The 19,176-nt window shown below is 71.9% G+C and carries 18 protein-coding genes; 13 read left to right on the top strand and 5 right to left on the bottom strand.

What is annotated here, in order from left to right; genetic code table 11:
• Positions 1-62 precede the first annotated feature (62 nt).
• Entirely contained in the window at positions 63-1,520 is a 1,458-nt protein-coding gene (yczR, locus tag ABD366_RS42585; protein ID WP_344443601.1) for a MocR-like transcription factor YczR, read from the bottom strand.
• 103 nt (positions 1,521-1,623) lie between these two features.
• Here yczR and ABD366_RS42580 point away from each other — a divergent pair, with 103 nt between their 5' ends.
• Positions 1,624-2,121 (top strand): universal stress protein, encoded by a 498-nt coding sequence (locus tag ABD366_RS42580; RefSeq protein WP_324768961.1) that lies wholly within the window; start codon positions 1,624-1,626, stop codon positions 2,119-2,121.
• Positions 2,122-2,465: 344 nt separating this feature from the next.
• Here ABD366_RS42580 and ABD366_RS42575 read toward each other — a convergent pair whose 3' ends face one another.
• Positions 2,466-3,266: an IclR family transcriptional regulator gene (locus tag ABD366_RS42575; RefSeq protein WP_324768963.1), complete on the bottom strand. Its 801-nt coding sequence runs from the start codon at positions 3,264-3,266 to the stop codon at positions 2,466-2,468.
• A 276-nt stretch (positions 3,267-3,542) separates the two neighbouring features.
• Between ABD366_RS42575 and allB the strand changes: the two genes are divergently transcribed.
• Together allB and alc are read left to right on the top strand one after the other, a co-directional pair.
• The gene (gene allB, locus ABD366_RS42570; RefSeq protein WP_324768964.1) at positions 3,543-4,898 is read left to right on the top strand and encodes an allantoinase AllB; all 1,356 of its coding nucleotides are present in this window, start codon (positions 3,543-3,545) and stop codon (positions 4,896-4,898) included.
• 4 nt (positions 4,899-4,902) lie between these two features.
• Positions 4,903-6,036: an allantoicase gene (gene alc / locus ABD366_RS42565; protein WP_324768966.1), complete on the top strand. Its 1,134-nt coding sequence runs from the start codon at positions 4,903-4,905 to the stop codon at positions 6,034-6,036.
• A gap of 78 nt (positions 6,037-6,114) precedes the next feature.
• Here the strand turns inward: alc and ABD366_RS42560 are convergent, their stop codons facing one another.
• Entirely contained in the window at positions 6,115-6,846 is a 732-nt protein-coding gene (locus tag ABD366_RS42560; protein ID WP_324768967.1) for an SDR family oxidoreductase, read from the bottom strand.
• A gap of 178 nt (positions 6,847-7,024) precedes the next feature.
• Between ABD366_RS42560 and ABD366_RS42555 the strand changes: the two genes are divergently transcribed.
• Positions 7,025-7,441 carry a ribonuclease gene (locus tag ABD366_RS42555; RefSeq protein WP_324768968.1) on the top strand — a complete coding sequence of 139 codons (417 nt, stop codon included), beginning with the start codon at positions 7,025-7,027 and terminating at the stop codon, positions 7,439-7,441.
• Positions 7,442-7,453: 12 nt separating this feature from the next.
• On the opposite strand, the gene ABD366_RS42550 is transcribed toward ABD366_RS42555, so the two are convergent.
• Positions 7,454-7,672, bottom strand: a complete 219-nt coding sequence (locus ABD366_RS42550; protein WP_324768970.1) for a hypothetical protein — start codon at positions 7,670-7,672, stop codon at positions 7,454-7,456.
• Positions 7,673-7,851: 179 nt separating this feature from the next.
• Between ABD366_RS42550 and ABD366_RS42545 the strand changes: the two genes are divergently transcribed.
• The 4 genes from ABD366_RS42545 (at position 7,852) to ABD366_RS42530 (ending at position 12,412) form a co-directional block, all read left to right on the top strand.
• A complete protein-coding gene (locus ABD366_RS42545) occupies positions 7,852-9,123 on the top strand; it encodes a sensor histidine kinase (protein WP_324768972.1) in 1,272 nt (423 codons plus the stop codon).
• Positions 9,124-9,166: 43 nt separating this feature from the next.
• Positions 9,167-9,829: a response regulator transcription factor gene (locus tag ABD366_RS42540; RefSeq protein WP_324768973.1), complete on the top strand. Its 663-nt coding sequence runs from the start codon at positions 9,167-9,169 to the stop codon at positions 9,827-9,829.
• A gap of 95 nt (positions 9,830-9,924) precedes the next feature.
• Positions 9,925-11,175: an ROK family transcriptional regulator gene (locus tag ABD366_RS42535; protein WP_324768975.1), complete on the top strand. Its 1,251-nt coding sequence runs from the start codon at positions 9,925-9,927 to the stop codon at positions 11,173-11,175.
• 46 nt (positions 11,176-11,221) lie between these two features.
• A complete protein-coding gene (locus tag ABD366_RS42530) occupies positions 11,222-12,412 on the top strand; it encodes a cytochrome P450 family protein (protein ID WP_324768976.1) in 1,191 nt (396 codons plus the stop codon).
• Positions 12,413-12,637: 225 nt separating this feature from the next.
• On the opposite strand, the gene ABD366_RS42525 is transcribed toward ABD366_RS42530, so the two are convergent.
• Complete coding sequence (locus ABD366_RS42525; protein WP_324767959.1) at positions 12,638-13,642, bottom strand: Gfo/Idh/MocA family protein; 1,005 nt, start codon at positions 13,640-13,642, stop codon at positions 12,638-12,640.
• 135 nt (positions 13,643-13,777) lie between these two features.
• Between ABD366_RS42525 and ABD366_RS42520 the strand changes: the two genes are divergently transcribed.
• The 5 genes from ABD366_RS42520 (at position 13,778) to ABD366_RS42500 (ending at position 18,736) form a co-directional block, all read left to right on the top strand.
• Positions 13,778-14,542 carry a GntR family transcriptional regulator gene (locus ABD366_RS42520; RefSeq protein ID WP_324767960.1) on the top strand — a complete coding sequence of 255 codons (765 nt, stop codon included), beginning with the start codon at positions 13,778-13,780 and terminating at the stop codon, positions 14,540-14,542.
• 129 nt (positions 14,543-14,671) lie between these two features.
• A complete protein-coding gene (locus tag ABD366_RS42515; RefSeq protein ID WP_324767962.1) occupies positions 14,672-15,688 on the top strand; it encodes a sugar ABC transporter substrate-binding protein in 1,017 nt (338 codons plus the stop codon).
• A 140-nt stretch (positions 15,689-15,828) separates the two neighbouring features.
• Positions 15,829-16,833 (top strand): sugar ABC transporter substrate-binding protein, encoded by a 1,005-nt coding sequence (locus ABD366_RS42510; protein ID WP_324767963.1) that lies wholly within the window; start codon positions 15,829-15,831, stop codon positions 16,831-16,833.
• A complete protein-coding gene (locus ABD366_RS42505; protein ID WP_324767964.1) occupies positions 16,830-17,873 on the top strand; it encodes an ABC transporter permease in 1,044 nt (347 codons plus the stop codon). Before ABD366_RS42510 ends, ABD366_RS42505 begins: the two co-directional genes overlap by 4 nt.
• Positions 17,870-18,736: an ATP-binding cassette domain-containing protein gene (locus ABD366_RS42500; protein WP_344443596.1), complete on the top strand. Its 867-nt coding sequence runs from the start codon at positions 17,870-17,872 to the stop codon at positions 18,734-18,736. Before ABD366_RS42505 ends, ABD366_RS42500 begins: the two co-directional genes overlap by 4 nt.
• Positions 18,737-19,176: the final 440 nt, after the last annotated feature.

The raw sequence follows: 19,176 nt of genomic DNA, 5'->3' as shown, positions 1-19,176 counted from the left end.
GCTGCGCCCGGCCTCGCGCTGCGCCCGGCCCGCGCCGCGCCCGGCCCGCGCCGCGCCCGGGTTCAGGCCACCCAGTGGGGGCGGCCCGGGTCCTCGGTCGTGGTGGTGAGGTCGCTGTCCAGGGCCGCGCCGACTCGCCGCACCGCCTCCTCGGCGACCTCGGCCGGCTGAGTGTAGGGCCAGCGCAGCCGGTGCTCGAACGTGCCGGGGTCCGCGCCGAACCGTGACCCGCCCTCGATCCGCACCCCGTGCCGCAGCGCCGCCCGGGCCAGCGCCGAGGCGATCGGCCGGCCCAGATCGATCCACAGCGAAAGACCGCCGGGCGGCAACTGCCAGCGCCAGTCGGGGAATTCGCGGCCGAGCGAGGCGGTCAGCAGATCGCGCTGCGCGCGCAGCACGGGCAGCCGACGGCCCAGGATGTCCGCCTCGCGGGCCAGCAGCCGGCCCGCCACCAACTGGTCGAGGACGGAACCGGACATGTCCGCGGTGACCCGCAGCGTCGTCAGTTCGGTGATCAGCCGCGTGCCCGCCCGCACCCAGCCGACCCGCAGCCCGCTCCAGTGCCCCTTGCTCAACGAGCCCACGGTGACGATCTGTTCACCGCCGCCGTGCGGTGCCAGCGAGGCGAACGGCGGCGGGGTCGGCACATCGAGCGCGATGTCCGCCACGGTCTCGTCCACGACCAGCCAGGTCCCCGTGGCCCGGGCCCCCGCGATCAGCCGCCGGCGCTGCTCCCGGGGCATCACCCGGCCCGTCGGGTTCTGGAAGTCCGGGATCAGATAGGCGAGCCGGGGCGCCGCCTGCCGCAGCGTCGCCCCGAACAGCTCCGCGTCCCAGCCGTCCTCCGTCACCGGTACCGGCGCCGCCCGCAGCCCCAACTGGCGTATCACCGCAAGGGCGTTGGCGTACGACGGGTTCTCCACCACGATCCGGTCGCCGGGCCGGCCCAGCAGGGTGAGAGTGAGCGACACGGCCTGCTGGGCGCCGGACGTGACGAGGATCTGGTCCGGGATCGTCGGCAGCCCGCGCCGTGTGTACCGCTCGGCGATCGCGGCCCGCAGCTCCGGCAGGCCGTACGGGTGGTAGCCGGGTGTCACGGCGTGCCGGGCCACGTCGGGGGCCGCGGCCGCGTACGCCGCGGACAGCTCGTCGGCCAGCGCGCCCGGCGCCGCGATCGCCAGATCGATCACCCCGTCGCCGGCCGCGGGCGTCGCCACACTGACCGGCCGCTCGCCCGCCGGCAGCTCGGTCCAGGTCCCGGCGCCCCGCCTGCTGTGCGCGTACCCGCTCTCCCGCAGCAGGTCGTACGCGGCCGTCACCGTGGCCCGGCTCACCCCGAGCGACCCCGCGAACTCGCGCTCCGCCGGCAGCCTCGTACGCAGCGCGATCCGCCCGTCGAGCAGCAGCGTCCGCACGCCCTGCGCCAGCGCGCGGTAGCCCGGCCGCTGTCCGGCGACGCCGGTCACCAGCTCGGCCAGCCGCCTGCCGCCCACGCTGCGGACCGCCGACTCCACCGCCATGCCACATCCCCGATATTGGCCCTGCTGTCCAGGCCAATCAGCCTACAGACTCGGCGGTGGCCGAGGAGAAGTGGCCTGGGCGGTGGAGGCGAGGAGGAGTGCCATGTACGAGGAGGAGCGCGGGCCCGGCCGGGTGGTGGCCGGCGTCGGCGGGTCCCCGGCGAGCCGAGCCGCGTTGCGCTCCGCGGCGGACGAGGCGCGGCGCTCCGCCCGGCCGCTGGTCGCGGTCCTCGCCTGGGAGCCGCCCGAGGGTGAGGCCATGTACCGGCGTCGCCCGGACGCGCAGTGGGCCCGGCACTGGTGCGCTGCCGCACGGGAGGAGCTGACCCGGGCCGTCGCGGAGACGCTGGGCCCCTCGCCCCGCGGCCTCGACCTGTCGCTGCGGGTCGTGCGCGACCGGCCGGGCCCTGCCCTGCTCGCCCTGGCGTCGCGCCCCGGGGACCTGCTCGTCATCGGCGTACGAGGCCGTCGCGCCGCGGTGCACCGGTACGTCCGGCGGCACGCGCTGTGCCCGGTCCTCTCGGTCCCGGTCCGCTCGGTCCGTCGGGCGGAGCGGCGCACCCTGCGCCGGATGACCCCGGGCGACTTCTGCGCGCCGTGAGCTGTGCGCTGAGGCCCGTCCGACCCGCGGTTGCGTCTGCGTGGTTCCGGAGCGGACGCGCCCGCGGCTCGTCGTGGGTTGCTCACGCAGTTCCACGCGCCCCTGAGACACGCACGTCGTGCACCACCTCAAGAGCGTGCCAGCGGCGAAGCCGCGCGCCCCAGGGGCGCGGGGAACGGCGCGAGAAGTCCCCACCGGCTTGCGGGCGAGCAACGACGGGTCGCGGCGGAGCCGCACCTCAGAGGGGCGCGGGGAACTGCGCGACCACCCACGACGCAGCCGCACCCGACAACCCGCCCGCCAGACCCCCGGTCAGGACCCCGGTCAGGACCCCGCCAGGCCCCCTAAGAAGCCGAACCCGTACTGGCCAGCGCCTCGGAGAGCTCCCGCGCCACCTGCTGAAGCACCGGCACGATCTTGTCCGTGGCCGCCTCGGTGACCCGCCCCGCCGGTCCGGAGATGGAGATGGCCGCCGCCGTGGGCGAGTTCGGCACCGGCACGGCGAGGCAGCGCACACCGATCTCCTGCTCGTTGTCGTCGACGGCGTACCCGAGGCGGCGCACCTCCTCCAGCGCGTCGAGGAAACCGTCGGCCGTGGTGATCGTCTTCTCGGTCGCCGCAGGCATCCCGGTCCGCGCGAGCAGCGCCCGCACCTCGCCGGCCGGCGTGTGCGCGAGCAGCGCCTTGCCCACACCCGTGGAGTGCGGCAGCACCCGGCGCCCGACCTCGGTGAACATCCGCATCGAGTGCTTGGAAGGCACCTGGGCGACGTACACGATCTCGTCCCCGTCGAGCAGCGCCATGTTCGCCGTCTCGCCGGTCTCCTCGACGAGCCGGGCGAGATACGGCCGCGCCCACGTGCCGAGCAGCCGGGACGCGGACTCGCCGAGACGGATCAGGCGCGGGCCGAGCGCGTAGCGCCGGTTGGGCTGCTGGCGTACGTAGCCGCAGGCGACCAGGGTGCGCATCAGGCGGTGGATCGTGGGCAGGGGGAGGCCGCTGCTCGCGGAGAGTTCGCTGAGGCCCACCTCGCCGCCGGCGTCGGCCATCCGCTCCAGGAGGTCGAAGGCGCGCTCGAGGGACTGGACACCGCCGCTGGGCGCGGACTTGGCGGCATCAGTGGTGCTGGCGTCGGACGTCGGCACAGCGCGTTCCTTTCGAGGACAAGCGGGCGGGGGTGCAGCCTACCGGCGGTTTCCTGACCAGTGATCCCTTGACCCTGAAGTTCGTTCGTAGCTACATTCTGCCTACCGGAATCATAATTTCACTTTGTGGAAACGTCCAAAGCTCGCTCAGGACACCCGGAGCATGCCGCGGACCCTTGACGGACCGCGAACCAGGAGGGAAAACTCCTGCGGAGGAAGCTTCAACAGAACGTTGAATCGCAAGTACGTCGACGTACGAGTACAAGGAGGTCCGGGGTGCCGGGAGCCGAAGTCGAACTGGTGCTGCGCTCGACCCGCGTCATCACCCCCGACGGTACGCGGCCCGCGTCGGTCGCCGTCGCCGCCGGCAGAATCGTCGCGGTGCTCGCGCACGACGCGGAGGTACCGGCGGGCGCCCGGCTCGAGGACTTCGGCGACGACGCGCTGCTGCCAGGCATCGTGGACACGCACGTCCACGTCAACGACCCGGGGCGCACCGAGTGGGAGGGCTTCTGGACCGCCACCCGCGCCGCCGCGGCCGGTGGCATCACGACCCTCGTCGACATGCCGCTCAACTCGCTGCCGCCGACCACCAGCGTCGCCAACCTGCGCACCAAGCAGGAGGTCGCCGCCGCCAAGGCCCACATCGACGTCGGCTTCTGGGGCGGCGCCCTGCCCGACAACGTCAAGGACCTGCGCCCGCTGCACGACGCCGGCGTCTTCGGCTTCAAGTGCTTCCTGTCGCCGTCCGGCGTCGACGAGTTCCCGCACCTCGACAACGAGCGGCTCACCGCCTCCATGGCGGAGATCGCCGGTTTTGGTGCTGAAGGCGGGCTGCTCATCGTGCACGCCGAGGACCCGCACGAGCTGGACGCCGCCCCGCACACCAGCGGCCCCAAGTACGACGACTACCTCGCGACCCGGCCCCGCATCTCCGAGGACACCGCGATCAAGGGGCTCATCGACACCGCCAAGCGGATCGGCGCCCGCGTCCACATCCTGCACCTGTCCTCCTCCGACGCGCTGCCGCTGATCGCCGCCGCCAAGGCCGAGGGCGTCAAGCTGACCGTCGAGACGTGTCCGCACTACCTCACGCTCACCGCCGAGGAAGTCCCGGACGGGGCCAGCGAGTTCAAGTGCTGCCCGCCGATCCGCGAGGCCGCCAACCAGGACCTGCTCTGGCAGGCCCTCGCCGACGGCACCATCGACTGCGTCGTCACCGACCACTCGCCGTCCACCGCCGAGCTGAAGACCGACGACTTCGCCACCGCGTGGGGCGGCATCTCAGGGCTTCAGCTCAGCCTCTCCGCCATCTGGACCGCCGCCCGCGCGCGTGGGTACTCGCTCGACGACGTGGTCCGCTGGATGTCCGCGCGCACCTCGGAGCTGGTCGGCCTCGACGACCGCAAGGGCGCCATCGCGGTCGGCCGCGACGCCGACTTCGCGGTGCTCGCCCCCGACGAGACCTTCACCGTCGACCCGGCCGCGCTCCAGCACCGCAACCGCGTCACCGCCTACGCGGGCAAGACGCTGCACGGCGTCGTCAAGTCGACCTGGCTGCGCGGGATGCGCATCGTCGCCGACGGCGAGTTCACCGCCCCGCAGGGCAAGCTGCTCGAAAGGACCAAGTAACACCGTGGCCGCATCCTCCGAGAATTCTCAGATACCCCGCTTCACCGGTGACGCGAGCCCGTACGGCGGCGGCGACCCGTACGCCGACTACCGCACCGCGGACTTCCCCTTCACCCGGTACGCCGACCTCGCGGCACGCACGCTCGGCGCCGGGGTGATCGCCGCGAACGACGAGTTCTTCGCGCAGCGCGAGAACCTCCTCGTCGCCGGGCGCGCCGAGTTCGACCCGGAGCACTTCGGTCACAAGGGCAAGATCATGGACGGCTGGGAGACCCGCCGTCGCCGCGGCACCGGGCCCGAGCACCCGTGGCCCACCGCCGAGGACCACGACTGGGCGCTCGTCCGGCTCGGCGCCCCCGGCGTCATCCGCGGCATCGTCGTCGACACCGCCCACTTCCGCGGCAACTACCCGCAGGCCGTCTCCGTCGAGGCGACCTCGGTGGCGGGCGCCCCCACGCCCGAGGAGCTGCTCGCCCCGGACGTGAAGTGGACGACGCTCGTCCCGCGTACGGCGGTCGGCGGCCACGCGGCCAACGGTTTCGAGGTCGACGTCCGGCAGCGCTTCACGCACCTGCGCGTCAACCAGCACCCCGACGGCGGCATCGCCCGCCTGCGCGTGCACGGCGAGGTCGTCCCCGACCCGCAGTGGCTCGCCACGCTCGGCACCTTCGACGTCGTGGCCCTCGCCAACGGCGGCCACGCCGAGGACGCCTCGAACCTCTTCTACTCGCCCGCCTCCAACACCATCCAGCCGGGCTACTCCCGCAAGATGGACGACGGCTGGGAGACCCGGCGCCGCCGCGACAACGGCAACGACTGGATCCGCTACCAGCTCGTCGCGCAAGCCCAGATCCGCGCCCTGGAGATCGACACGGCGTACCTGAAGGGGAACAGCGCCGGGTGGGCGTCCGTCTCCGTCAAGGACGGTGCCGACGGCGACTGGGTCGAGGTACTGCCCCGTACCCGCCTCCAGCCCGACACGAACCACCGCTTCGTGCTCGACACCCCGGCGGTCGGCACCCACGCCCGTGTCGACATCTACCCCGACGGCGGCATCTCGCGCCTGCGCCTGTTCGGCTCCCTCACGGAGCAGGGCACGGCGCAACTGGCGGCCCGCCGCGCGGAGTTGGGCGCGTAGCACGCACCCCGCAAGGCCTGCGGGGCACACCGGCCCGACAGCACCGGTGTGCCCCGCATTCTGTTGCCCGCGCTGTTCCTACGCGGCGTGCCCGCCGTCCACCGCGAGCTCCGCGCCCGTGATGTACGTGGCGGCCGGACCCGCGAGATAGGCCACGGTCCGGGCCACCTCGTCCGCCGTGCCGAACCGGCCGAGCGCCGTGGCCTCCGCCTGGCCCGCCGCGTACGGGCCGTCCGCCGGGTTCATGTCCGTGTCGATCGGCCCCGGGTGGACGATGTTCGCGTTGATGCCACGGGCACCGAGCTCCCTGGCCAGCGCCTTCGTCAGACCGATCAGGGCCGACTTGCTCATCGCGTAGAGCGTGCCGCCCGGACCCGGCACGTGCTTGGCCATGCAGGTGCCGATCGTGACGATGCGGCCGCCCTCGCCCAGGACCGGTGCCGCGGCCTGCGAGGCGAGGAAGACACCGCGCACGTTCACCGCGAGCACCCGGTCCACGTCGGCGAGGCTCAAACTCTCCAGCGGGCCGAGGACGCCGACGCCGACGTTGTTGACGAGGACGTCGAGCCGGCCGAGCCGCTCCACGGTCAGGGCCACCGCGCCGGCCGCCTCGCCCGCGTCCGCCGAGTCGGCGCGTACCGCGAACCCGCGCCGCCCCAGGGCCTCGACCCGCCGCACGACCTCGTCGGCCGCCTCCTTGCCGTGCACGTAGGTGACCGCCACATCGAAGCCGTCCTGCGCGAGCCGCAGTGCCGTCGCCGCGCCCATGCCACGGCTGCCGCCGGTCACCAGAGCCACCTTGCTGTCCATGAATGCTCCTGAAGTCATCGGTTGTCGCTGTGACTTCGAGTACAGCGGCGTACGAGGACGAAAGCTGGCGGCAATCGGACGGCAAGGCCGACGGCAGAGGGGGCACTTGTGAACACCCGGAAAACATGCGGCAGTTGTTGTTGACGTGTACCCGTCTACGCGCGTCATGCTGAGCGGCATGAAGATTCCCCCACGCTTCATCAGCGTCGCCGCCCTCGCCGCCGCCCTCTTCGTCGGCGGCCCCGCCACCGTCGCCGCCCAGGCGGCCCCGGCCCCCGTCACCGCCTCCGCCTCGCTCTCCGCCGCAGCCGTCGGCGACATCTGCTACTCCGCGCTGCCGTCCCAGGCGCACGACACCCTGGACCTCATCGCGCAGGGCGGCCCGTACCCGTACGACCAGGACGGCACCGTCTTCCAGAACCGCGAGGGCGTCCTGCCGTCCCAGTCCACCGGCTACTACCACGAGTACACGGTCATCACGCCGGGCTCCTCCGACCGCGGTGCCCGCCGCATCGTCACCGGCGAGTCGAACCAGGAGGACTACTACACGTCCGACCACTACGCGTCGTTCGACCTGGTCGACCACGACTGCTGAAGCGCTGAGTCCCTAGCTCTTCTTCCGGCTCTCGGCGACCGCGATCAGGGCGAACGCGAGCACGACCAGCGCGATGCTCCCGTACACCTCGCGGCCGTCGAGGAAGCCGATGTGCTGGACCAGCCCCCAGTCCAGCCACCCCGTGCACGCGTGAAGCAGGCCGACCGCCGCCTGGATCAGTACACACGCGGCAATGACCTCGACCAATTCCCAGAGCTGCTTCTTGTTCATGCCAGGAACTCTCGCCCCGCGGACCTCCCACGCACATCGGCCGCGGGGCGAGGCACGTTCGGCATGAGTAGCTTTCCGGACCGCTTCCGTGCGACCGAAGTCCTTGGCCGTACGACTTTGGTCGCGCACCGGGCGCAACAGGCGGCGTGCCGCATCCGGCGTGCGTAGATTTGTCGACCATGGAGCCCTCGCAGCAGACCGTGACCCCACCGCCGGCGGACGGGCCGCCGCTGCCGTGGCGCCGCCGGCTGCTGCCCTCGGCCGTCATGGACGAGATGGACCTGGACGCGGACGGGCACCCGGGCCGCCGGCGGCGCACCGTGCGGGACTGGATCGTCGACTTCAGCTGCTTCCTGATCGCCGTCTTCTGCGGACTGATCTTCGCCGAGCAGGTCTGGGACGACCCGAACACCCCGCACGCCCTGGCCGGCGTCGACCAGCTGCTCGGCGCCCTGGCCTGTGCCGCGCTCTGGCTGCGCAGACGCTGGCCGCTCGGCCTGGCCGTCGCGATGATCCCGGTCGGCTTCCTGTCCAACTCCTCCGGCGGCGCGGCCATGATCGCGTTCTTCACGCTCGCCGTGCACCGCCCGTTCCGCTACGTGGGCTGGACCGCGGGCGCCTCCCTCGTGGTCGTCCCGTTCTTCTTCTGGCTGCGGCCCGACCCGAACTCGTCGTACCTGTCCGCTGTCGCGTGGACGGTGGTCGTCACGGTCACCGTCGTCGGCTGGGGCATGTTCGTCCGCTCCCGGCGCCAGCTCCTGCTCTCCCTGCGCGACCGCGCCCACCGCGCCGAGACCGAGGCGGCGCTCCGCGCCGAGCAGGCCCAGCGGCTGGCCCGTGAGGCCATCGCCCGGGAGATGCACGACGTCCTGGCCCACCGGCTGACGCTGCTGAGCGTGCACGCGGGCGCCCTGGAGTTCCGGCCCGACGCACCCCAGGCGGAGATCGCCCGCGCCGCCGGCGTCATCCGGGAGAGCGCGCACGAAGCACTGCAGGACCTGCGCGAGATCATCGGTGTGCTGCGCGCCGCCGACCACGGCGAGGATTCCGGCCGCCCCCAGCCCACGCTGAAGGCGCTGGACACGCTGATCGCCGAGTCCCGCGAAGCCGGTATGAAGGTCGGCCTCGTCCTGGACGTCACCGACCCTGAGGCCGTCCCCGCCTCCGTCGGCCGCACCGCCTACCGCATCGCCCAGGAGGGTCTGACCAACGCCCGTAAGCACGCCCCCGGCGCCGAGGTCACGGTCGCGGTCGGCGGTGCCCCCGGCGACGGCCTCACCATCACGGTCAGCAACCCGCCCCCGCCCGGCGCCGTACCGCACGTCCCCGGCTCCGGGCAGGGCCTGATCGGTCTGACCGAACGGGCCACCCTCGCCGGTGGCCGCCTCGACCACGGGCCGGGGCCCGACGGCGGTTTCGTCGTCCGGGCCTGGCTGCCGTGGACCGGATGAGCGATCCGCACGACGCCGGTCCCCGCTTGGCTACGGTGACCCCATGAACGCGATCCGTTTGCTGCTCGTCGACGACGACCCGCTGGTCCGCTCCGGTCTGACCCTCATGCTGGGCGGGGCCGAGGACGTCGTCATCGTCGGCGAGGCGGCCGACGGCGAACAGGCCCTCGCGGTCGCCGGGACGGTCCGGCCCGATGTCGTCCTCATGGACATCCGCATGCCGAACATGGACGGCCTCACGGCCACCGAGCGGCTGCGGGCGCGGACGGACGCCCCCGAGGTCGTCGTCCTCACCACGTTCCACGCGGACGAGCAGGTGCTGCGGGCGCTGCGCGCGGGCGCGGCCGGCTTCGTGCTCAAGGACGCCACCCCCGCCGAGATCCTCGACGCCGTGCGCAGCGTCGTGGCCGGCGACCCCGTGCTCTCGCCCGCCGTGACCCGTCAGCTGATGACCCACGCCGCGGCCTCCGAGCGCGACGTCCGCACCGCGGGCGCCCGCCGCCGCCTCGCCTGCCTCGCCGACCGGGAACGCGACGTCGCCGTCGGGATCGGCCACGGCAGGTCCAACGCGGAGATCGCCGCGACCCTCTATCTCAGCGTCCCCACCGTCAAGGCCCACGTCTCCCGCATCATGACCAAGCTCGACCTCAACAACCGCGTACAGATCGCACTGCTGGTGCACGACGCGGGCCTGCTCGACGGCTGACAGCCGACAGCGGGCGGGGCACGGGTGATGTGTCACGGTAAATTTCACACCGTGATCTAAGTGTGGGGTGCAGGGGTGAAGGGGTGGAGCGAAGAATGGCAGGACCACGTCGGCGGACGGTGCGCGATCTGCGCCGCAACAACCGGGCCACCGTACTGAGCAAGCTCTACTTCGACGGACCGCTCAGCAGACAGGAGCTGGGCCCGCTCACGGCTCTCAGCTCGGGCTCCATCAGCAACGTCGTCGCGGAGCTGGTCGCCGACGGGCTCGTGGAGGAGGCGGGCTCCGTCGACTCCGACGGCGGCCGTCCGCGCACCCTGCTGCGCGTCGCGCCGGGCAGCGGGCACGTCGTCGGGGTGGACGTCGGCGAGACCCGGGTCCGCGTGGAGCTGTTCGACCTGTCCCTGAGCGAACTCGCGCGCGTGGACGCCCCGCTGCCCCTCGCCGCACCCGACGGCACGTACGACGCGCACGAGATCGTACGTCTCATCGCGGGCGGCCTCACCGAGGTCCTGGCCGGGACCGGCGTGACGCCCGCCTCGCTCATCGGCGTCGGCATCGGGGTGCCCGGCATAGTGGACGCCTCCGGCGCCTCCGGCGCGGTCGTGCACGGCCAGACCATCGGCTGGGAAGCCGTACCCCTGGAAGCGATGCTGCGCGCCCCCGGCGAACTCCCGCCCCAGATCCCGCTGTTCGTCGACAACGGCGCCAAGACCCTCGGCCGCGCCGAGATGTGGTTCGGCGCGGGCCGCGGCGCCCGGAACGCGGTGATCACCCTCATCGGCTCCGGCGTCGGCGCCTGCGTCATCGCCGACGGCGTGCCCTACCAGGGCTCCTCCAGCAGCGCGGGGGAGTGGGGCCACACCGTCCTCCAGGTCGGCGGCCGCCTCTGCCGGTGCGGCTCGCGCGGCTGCCTGGAGGCGTACGTCGGCGCGGAGGCGCTCCTCGAGCGGTGGCGGGAGGCGGGCGGCAGCTGGACCGCGCAGGACGAGGAGGGCGCGCTCGCCGAACTCCTGGCCGCCCCCGACACCGGTCAACTCCTGGACGAAACAGCCGAGTTCCTCGGCGCGGGCATCGCCGACCTCGTCAACCTCTTCAACCCCGAGCGGATCGTCGTCGGCGGCTGGGCCGGACTGCTGCTCGGCCCGCGCCTCATCGAACCGGTGCGCCGCGCGGCCGCCTCGTACGCGCTGCGCCACCCCTTCGCGCAGACCACCGTCGAACTGGGCCGCCTCGGCGCCGACGCGGTCACGGTCGGCGCGGCGACGCTGCCGCTCGCCCGGTTCCTGGAGACGGGCGGGGCCGAGCGGGAACGGATCGTGAGCGGCGCGAGTTGGATGGGGTGAGCGGACGGCGCCGGCCGGCGGCCGGGACGAGAGCGGGGAGCACGCGATGGCAGACCTGGGCGAGACCGTCGACCTCGACGAGTTCGCGGACGGCGCGCGATCGTTCTACGCCGACCCCTACCCCGTGTACGACGCGCTGCGCAGGCGCGGCGCCCTGCACCATGTGCGTACGCCGGGGCCGGGGCCCCGCGAGGAGCTGTGGCTCATCGTCGGGCACGAGGCGTCCCGGGCCGCGTTCACCGATCCGCGCCTGGTCAAGTCCCCGCCCTGGGGCTTCGACGACGCCCTCATCGGGCGCCATCTGCTGTTCGCGGACCCGCCCGAGCACGGCAGGCTGCGCTCCCTGGTCACCCGGGAGTTCACCCCGCGCCGGGTCGCCGGACTCGCACCCCGCATCCAGAAGATCACCGACGAGCTGCTCGACGACATGGTGCCCCGCGGCTCCGCCGACCTGATCGCGGTGCTGGCCTTCCCGCTCCCTCTCATCGTCATCTGCGAGCTGCTCGGCGTCCCCGACATCGACCGGGAGCGCTTCCGCCGGATGTCGACGCAGGTGGTCGCGCCGACGAGCGTCGACGAAGAGAGCAGCGTCTACGTCGAACTCGCCGAGTTCCTGGACGCGTTGATCGAGGACAAGCGGGCCTCCGATCCCGCCGACGATCTGCTGAGCGCGCTCATCAGGACCACGGCGGAGGACGGCGACCGGCTCTCCCCGGACGAGCTGCGCGCCATGGCCTTCCTGTTGCTGGTCGCCGGCCACGAGACGACGGTCAACCTGATCGGTAACGGGGTGCGGGCTCTGCTCTCGCACCCTGAGCAACTCGCGGCTCTGCGCGCGGACATGAGCCTTCTCGACGGCGCGGTGGAGGAGATGCTGCGCTACGACGGCCCGGTGGAGACGGCGACGCACCGCTTCGCCGCGGAGCCGGTCGAGATCGACGGCCGGGTGATCCCGGCGGGCGCGCCCGTCCTGATCGGCATCGGCTCGGCCGACCGCGACCCCGGCCGCTTCGCGGAGCCGGACCGTTTCGACATCCGCCGCGACGCCCGCGGGCACATGGCGTTCGGCCACGGCATCCACTTCTGCCTGGGCGCCCCCCTGGCCCGCATAGAGGGCCGCACGGCCATCCGCTCCCTCCTGACCCGCTGCCCCGGCCTGACCCTTTCCGACGCCCCGAACGCCTGGCTCCCCGGCCTGCTGATGCGAGGCACGCGCACATTGCCGGTGCACTGGTAGCCCAACCCCGCCAGGGGCGCGGGACTGTGCCGATCAGCGGCTCCGCCGCGGGGCGCGACCAGCCCTGCCAGGGGCGCGGGACTGTGCCGATCAGCGGCTCCGCCGCGGGGCGCGACCAGCCCTGCCAGGGGCGCGGGACTGTGTCGATCAGCGGCTCCGCCGCGGGGCGCGACCAGCCCTGCCAGGGGCGCGGGGAACTGCGCAAAAAGAAGGGGCCCGAGCCGATCAGACCCCGGGTACCTCCTCCACCCGCACAACCCTCCGCTCGGCCCGCGACACCTCACAAGCCTCCGCCACCCGCAACGCCGCCAACGCCTCGAACCCGTCGCAGGGATTGACCCGCTCCCCGCGCGCCACATCCACGAACGCCTTCAGTTCGGCCTCGTACGCGGCAGCGAACCGCTCCAGGAACCCGGGCCACGGCTTCGCGGCGGCCGGCGGCCCCTCCGGCTCCGTGGAGGCGATCGGCGTCCGGTCGTCGAGGCCCACGACCACCGTGTCCCGCTCACCGGAGAGCTCCATCCGCACGTCGTACCCGGCCCCGTTGCACCGCGTAGCCGTAGCCGTGGCAAGGGTCCCGTCGTCCAGGGTCAGGACGACAGCCGCCGTGTCGACGTCTCCCGCCTCCCGGAACATGGAGGGCCCCGCGTCGGACCCGGCCGCGTACACCTCGACGATCTCGCGTCCGGTCACCCACCGCAGGATGTCGAAGTCGTGGACGAGGCAGTCCCGGTAGAGGCCGCCGGAGAGCGGCAGATACGCGGCGGGCGGCGGCGCCGGGTCGGAGGTCATGGCCCGCACGGTGTGCAACCGCCCGAGCGACCCCGCCCGCACGGCGTCCCGCGCGGCCGTGTACCCGGCGTCGAAGCGCCGCTGGAAGCCGAGCTGGAGGATCGTGCCCGCCGCCTCGACCTCACGCAGGGCGGCCAGCGTCCCGGGCAGGTCGAGGGCGATCGGCTTCTCGCAGAAGACGGGCAGTCCGGCCCGCGCCGCCCGCCCGATCAGCTCGGCGTGCGCGGCGGTGGCCGCGGTGATCACCAGGGCGTCAACGCCCCACGTGAAGAGTTCGTCGACGCTCGGCGCCGCGGTCGCCCCGATCCGGTCGGCCAGCGCCGCGGCCCGCGCGGGCTCGGCGTCGGTGACGACGAGCGAGCCGACCTCCCGGTACCGCTCCAGCACACCCGCGTGAAAGGTTCCGATCCGGCCCGTTCCGATGAGTCCGATGCGCATGGACCCAACGTGCCGTCCCGCCCACATACTGTCAATCCTTTGTCCTGACAAACACGCGTTCCCGGCCCCTCCATTTGTCCGGACAATCGAACTTCAGGACTTCCCGTCAACATCTCCCGCCGCTACGCTCGGCCCGTGGCCAAACCCGTAGCCGACCCGACCGTCCCGCTCGAACTCAGCGTCGACCGCAGCAGCCCCGTCCCGCTGTACTTCCAGCTCTCCCAGCAGCTGGAGTCGGCGATCGAGCGCGGCGCCCTGACCCCCGGCAGCCTGCTCGGCAACGAGATCGAGCTGGCCGGCCGCCTGGGCCTCTCCCGGCCCACCGTCCGCCAGGCCATCCAGTCCCTCGTCGACAAGGGACTGCTCGTGCGGCGGCGCGGCGTCGGCACCCAGGTCGTGCACAGCCAGGTCAAACGCCCCCTGGAGCTGTCCAGCCTCTACGACGACCTGGAGGCCGCGGGCCAGCGCCCCGAGACCAGGGTCCTGGCCAACACCCTCGTGCCCGCCTCCGCCGAGATCGCCGCCGCGCTCGCGCTCGGCGAGGGCGACGAGGTGCACCGCGTCGAGCGGCTGCGCCTCGCCCACGGTGAACCGGTCGCGTACCTGTGCAACCACCTGCCCACCGGCCTGCTCGCGCTGGAGGACGCGCGCCTGGAGGCCACCGGCCTGTACCGGCTGATGCGCGCCGCGGGCATCACGCTGCACAGCGCCCGCCAGTCCGTCGGCGCGCGCGCCGCCACCGCCGTCGAGGGCGAGCGCCTCGGCGAGCCGACGGGGGCGCCGCTGCTGACGATGAAGCGCACGACGTTCGACGACAAGGGCCGCGCGGTCGAGTTCGGCTCGCACACGTACCGGGCCTCGCGCTACTCCTTCGAGTTCCAGCTCCTCGTACGGTCCTGAAGGCGGCTGACAGGGCGGCGGGCCGCGACCGTGGTCCGAATGTTCTGACAAATTCATTGACGCTGCGAGGGGGCCCCGCTACAAACTCCTCCAGCCGCACCGCGCGGCCGGAGGAGAGGTGGCTCCACGATGCGCACGACGAGAACGGCGCGCACGACCCGCACAGCTCGCACGGCCGCGGCCCTCGTCGCGGTGCTCGCCCTCGCCGCCGGTTGCAGTGGATCGGGCGGCAAGGATTCCGAGGACAAGGCGGACGACTCGCAGAGCGGCAAGGGGGTGTCCACGCCCCGCCTCAAGATCGCGATGATCACGCACTCCGGTGAGGGCGACACCTTCTGGGACATCGTGCGCAGCGGCGCCAAGCAGGCCGCCGCCAAGGACAACGTCGACTTCCTCTACTCGAACGACAAAGAAGCCAAGGGGCAGGCCGAGCTCGTCCAGGCCGCGATCGACAAGAAGGTCGACGGGATCGTCGTCACCCTCGCCAAGCCGGAGGCCATGCAGGCGGTGCTCGGCAAGGCGAAGGCGGCGGGCATCCCGGTGGTCTCCATCAACTCGGGCTCCGAGTTCTCGCAGAAGTACGGCGCGCTCAGCCACATCGGCCAGGAGGAGTCCGTGGCCGGCGAGGCCGTCGGTACGAGGCTGGCGGAAGAGGGCCGCAAGAAGACGCTGTGCGTCATCCACGAGCAGGGCAACGTCTCCCTCGAGCAGCGCTGCGCCGGCGTCAAGAAGACCTTCAAGGGCACCGTCGAGAACCTCAACGTCGACGGCACGAACGCCCCGAACTCCCAGTCCTCCATCGAGGCCAAGCTCCAGGCCGACAAGTCCATCGACGCGATCGTCGCGCTCGGCGCCCCGATCGCGGCCCTCGCGGTGAAGGCCAAGGACGGCGCCGGCAGCAAGGCGGAGATCGCCACCTTCGACCTGAACGCCGAGGTCGTCCGGCGGCTCAAGGCCGAGGAGGTCACCTTCGCCGTCGACCAGCAGCCGTACCTGCAGGGTTACCTGGCCGTCGACGAGCTGTGGCTCTACAAGACCAACGGCAACGTGCTGGGCGGCGGGAAACCCGTCTTCACCGGGCCCGCGCTCGTCACCGAGAAGGACGTACCCCAGCTGGAGAAGTACACCGCGCGCGGTACCCGGTGAACCGTTGGATGATCCCCGTGACCCATACTTGTGCGTTTGGGACCGCAAAGTGGTCCTCTAGGACCGGTCGACGGTCCGCCGGGGCCGGCCCGTCGCCGGTCCCGGTGTACGACGCAGCAGACCAAGAAGGGCACGGCCTCGTGGCACGGTTTCGGACCTGGGTGAGCTTCGCCGTTGCGGGGGCGCTCGGCCTCACGCTGGCGGGATGCAGCAGCACCGGCGGCAAGCGGGCGGAGGACGCCAGGAAGGCGCAGACCGCCCAGGGCAAGGCCGCGGTGAACACCCCGCGCTGGACCTTCGCGATGATCACCCACTCGGGCGATGGCGACACGTTCTGGGACATCGTCCAGAGCGGTGCCGAGCAGGCCGCCCGCAAGGACAACATCAACTTCCTCTACTCGCACAACGACGAGGCCAACCAGCAGGCGCAGCTCGTCGACGCCGCGATCGACAAGAAGGTCGACGGCATCATCGTCACGCTCGCCAAGCCGGCCGCGATGAAGGCGGCCGTGGCCCGCGCCGAGAAGGCCGGCATCCCGGTCATCACGGTGAACTCCGGCTCCGCGGAGTCCAAGGAGTTCGGCGCGCTCACGCACATCGGGCAGGACGAGAAGATCGCGGGCGAGGCCGTCGGCGAGGAGCTCAACAAGCGCGGCAAGAAGAAGGCGCTGTGCATCCTGCACGAGCAGGGCAACGTGGGCCACGAGCAGCGCTGCGAGGGTGCGAAGGAGACCTTCGAGGGCACGATGACGAACCTGTACGTCGAAGGCACCAACATGCCCGACGTGCAGTCCTCCATCGAGGCCAAGCTCCAGTCCGACCGTTCCGTCGACGCGGTCGTCACGCTCGGCGCCCCCTTCGCCGCCACCGCCGTGAAGGCCAAGGAGGACGCGGGCAGCAAGGCCGAGATCGACACGTTCGACCTGAACGAGAAGGTCGCGCAGGGCCTCCAGGACGATTCGCTCGGCTTCGCCGTCGACCAGCAGCCCTACCTCCAGGGCTACCAGGCCGTGGACCTGCTGTGGCTCTACCGGTACAACGCCAACGTGCTCGGCGGCGGCCAGCCGGTCCTCACCGGACCGCAGGTCGTCACCAAGGACCAGGCCGCCGAGCTCGCGCAGTACGCGAAGCGGGGGACACGATGACGACCACGACTCCTGAACCGCAGCTCGACGAGAGAATGCTGCGGGCCTCACCCTGGAAGAAGCTGCTCGGCCGCCCCGAGCTCGGCTCGGTGGTCGGTGCCGTCGCCGTCTTCATCTTCTTCGCGATCTTCGCGGACAGCTTCCTGCGGGCCACCAGCCTCGCGACCGTCCTCTACGCGGCCTCCACCCTCGGCATCATGGCCGTGCCGGTCGCGCTGCTGATGATCGGCGGCGAATTCGACCTGTCGGCGGGCGTCCTCGTGACCTCGTCAGCGCTGATCTCGTCGATGTTCAGCTACCAGATGACGGCGAACACCTGGGTCGGCGTCCTCGTCTCCCTGCTGGTCACCCTCGCCATCGGCGTCTTCAACGGTGTGATGCTGACCCGCACCAAACTGCCCAGCTTCATCATCACGCTGGGCACGTTCCTGATGCTGACCGGCATGAACCTCGGCTTCACCAAGCTGATCAGCGGCACCGTCTCGACGAAGTCGATCTCAGACATGGAGGGCTTCTCCTCCGCGAAGTCCGTCTTCGCCTCGACGTTCACCATCGGCGGCGTCGACTTCAAGATCACGATTCTCTGGTGGCTCGCCCTGATCCTGGTCGCCACCTGGATCCTGCTGCGCACCCGCGCCGGAAACTGGATCTTCGCCGTCGGCGGCGACCTGGACGCGGCCCGCGCGGTCGGCGTCCCGGTCAACAAGACCAAGATCGGCCTGTACATGGGTGTCGCGTTCGGCGCCTGGATCTCCGGCCAGCACCTGCTCTTCTCGTACGACGTCGTGCAGTCCGGCGAAGGCGTCGGCAACGAGCTGATCTACATCGTCGCGGCCGTCATCGGCGGCTGTCTGATCACCGGCGGCTACGGCTCGGCGGTCGGCGCGGCCATCGGCGCCCTGATCTTCGGCATGACCAGCAAGGGCATCGTGTTCGCCGAGTGGAACTCGGACTGGTTCAAGTTCTTCCTCGGAGCGATGCTGCTCCTCGCGACCCTGCTCAACGCGTGGGTCCGTAAGCGCGCGGAGGCGATCAAGTGAGTACGGAGCACGTGAGTACGGACCACGTGGCCCCCGAGGCGCGTACGCCCCTGGTCGAGCTCGACGGCGTCAGCAAGTACTACGGGAACATCCGGGCCCTTGAAGACGTGTCGCTCGTCGTGAACGCGGGTGAGATCTCCTGCGTCCTCGGTGACAACGGCGCCGGCAAGTCCACCCTCATCAAGATCATCGCGGGGTTGCACCGGCACGACGCGGGCTCCTTCTCGATCGAGGGCGAGGAGGCGAAACTGGCCAACCCGCGGGAGGCCCTGGACCGCGGTATCGCCACGGTGTACCAGAACCTCGCCGTCGTTCCGCTGATGCCGGTGTGGCGCAACTTCTTCCTCGGTTCCGAGCCGACGAAGGGCAAGGGCCCTTTCAAGCGCCTGGACGTCGACCTCATGCGCCGGACGACCCGCGAGGAACTCCTGCGCATGGGCATCGACCTGCGCGACGTCGACCAGCCCGTCGGCACGCTGTCCGGCGGTGAGCGGCAGTGCGTGGCCATCGCCCGTGCCGTGTACTTCGGCGCGAAGGTCCTCGTCCTCGACGAGCCGACCGCGGCGCTCGGCGTCAAGCAGTCGGGTGTCGTCCTCAAGTACGTCGCGGCGGCGCGGGACGCGGGGCTCGGCGTGGTCCTCATCACGCACAACCCGCACCACGCGTATCTCGTCGGCGACCGGTTCGTGCTGCTCAAGCGCGGGGCGATGTTCGGCAGCCATACCCGTGACGAGATCTCGCTGGACGAGCTGACCCGGCAGATGGCCGGCGGCAACGAGCTGGACGATCTCCGCCATGAGCTGGAGCGGGCGCCTGTGCCTACGCATTTGGGCGGGCATGGGGCGGGCGGGGTCGAGAAGTAACCCGGGTCCGCTGTAGCGCTGAGCTGTTCGTCGGCGGGTCCGCTGTAGCGCTGAGCTGTTCGTCGGCGGGTTCGCTGTAGCGCTGAGCTGTTCGTCGGCGGGTGCGGGCCGCGTCGTGGCTGGTCGCGCAGTTCCCCGCGCCCCTGGGAGGAGCGTTTTCGTCCGCGGGCCGGTGGGGGCTGGTCGCGCAGTTCCCCGCGCCCCTGGAGCATGCGGCTCCGCCGCAGCCCCAGGCCTGAGATGGCGCACGCAGTGCGCATCTCAGGGGCGCGGGGAACGGCGCGAGAAGCCCCCACCGGCCCGCGGGCGAAGTTCGGTCTTGGAAGGGGCGCGGGGAACGGCGCAAGAAGCCCCCACCGGCCCGCAGCCGTAAAACCTCCCGGGGCGCGGGGCACCCCGCCGGACCAGAAACCCGGATCGCGGCGGAGCCGACGCGTGAG

The sequence above is a fragment of the Streptomyces kunmingensis genome, from assembly GCF_039533535.1.
Classification (GTDB): domain Bacteria; phylum Actinomycetota; class Actinomycetes; order Streptomycetales; family Streptomycetaceae; genus Streptomyces; species Streptomyces kunmingensis.
The sequence above is the reverse complement of the archived record's forward strand: the minus strand, read 5'-3'. Positions and strand labels throughout refer to the sequence as shown.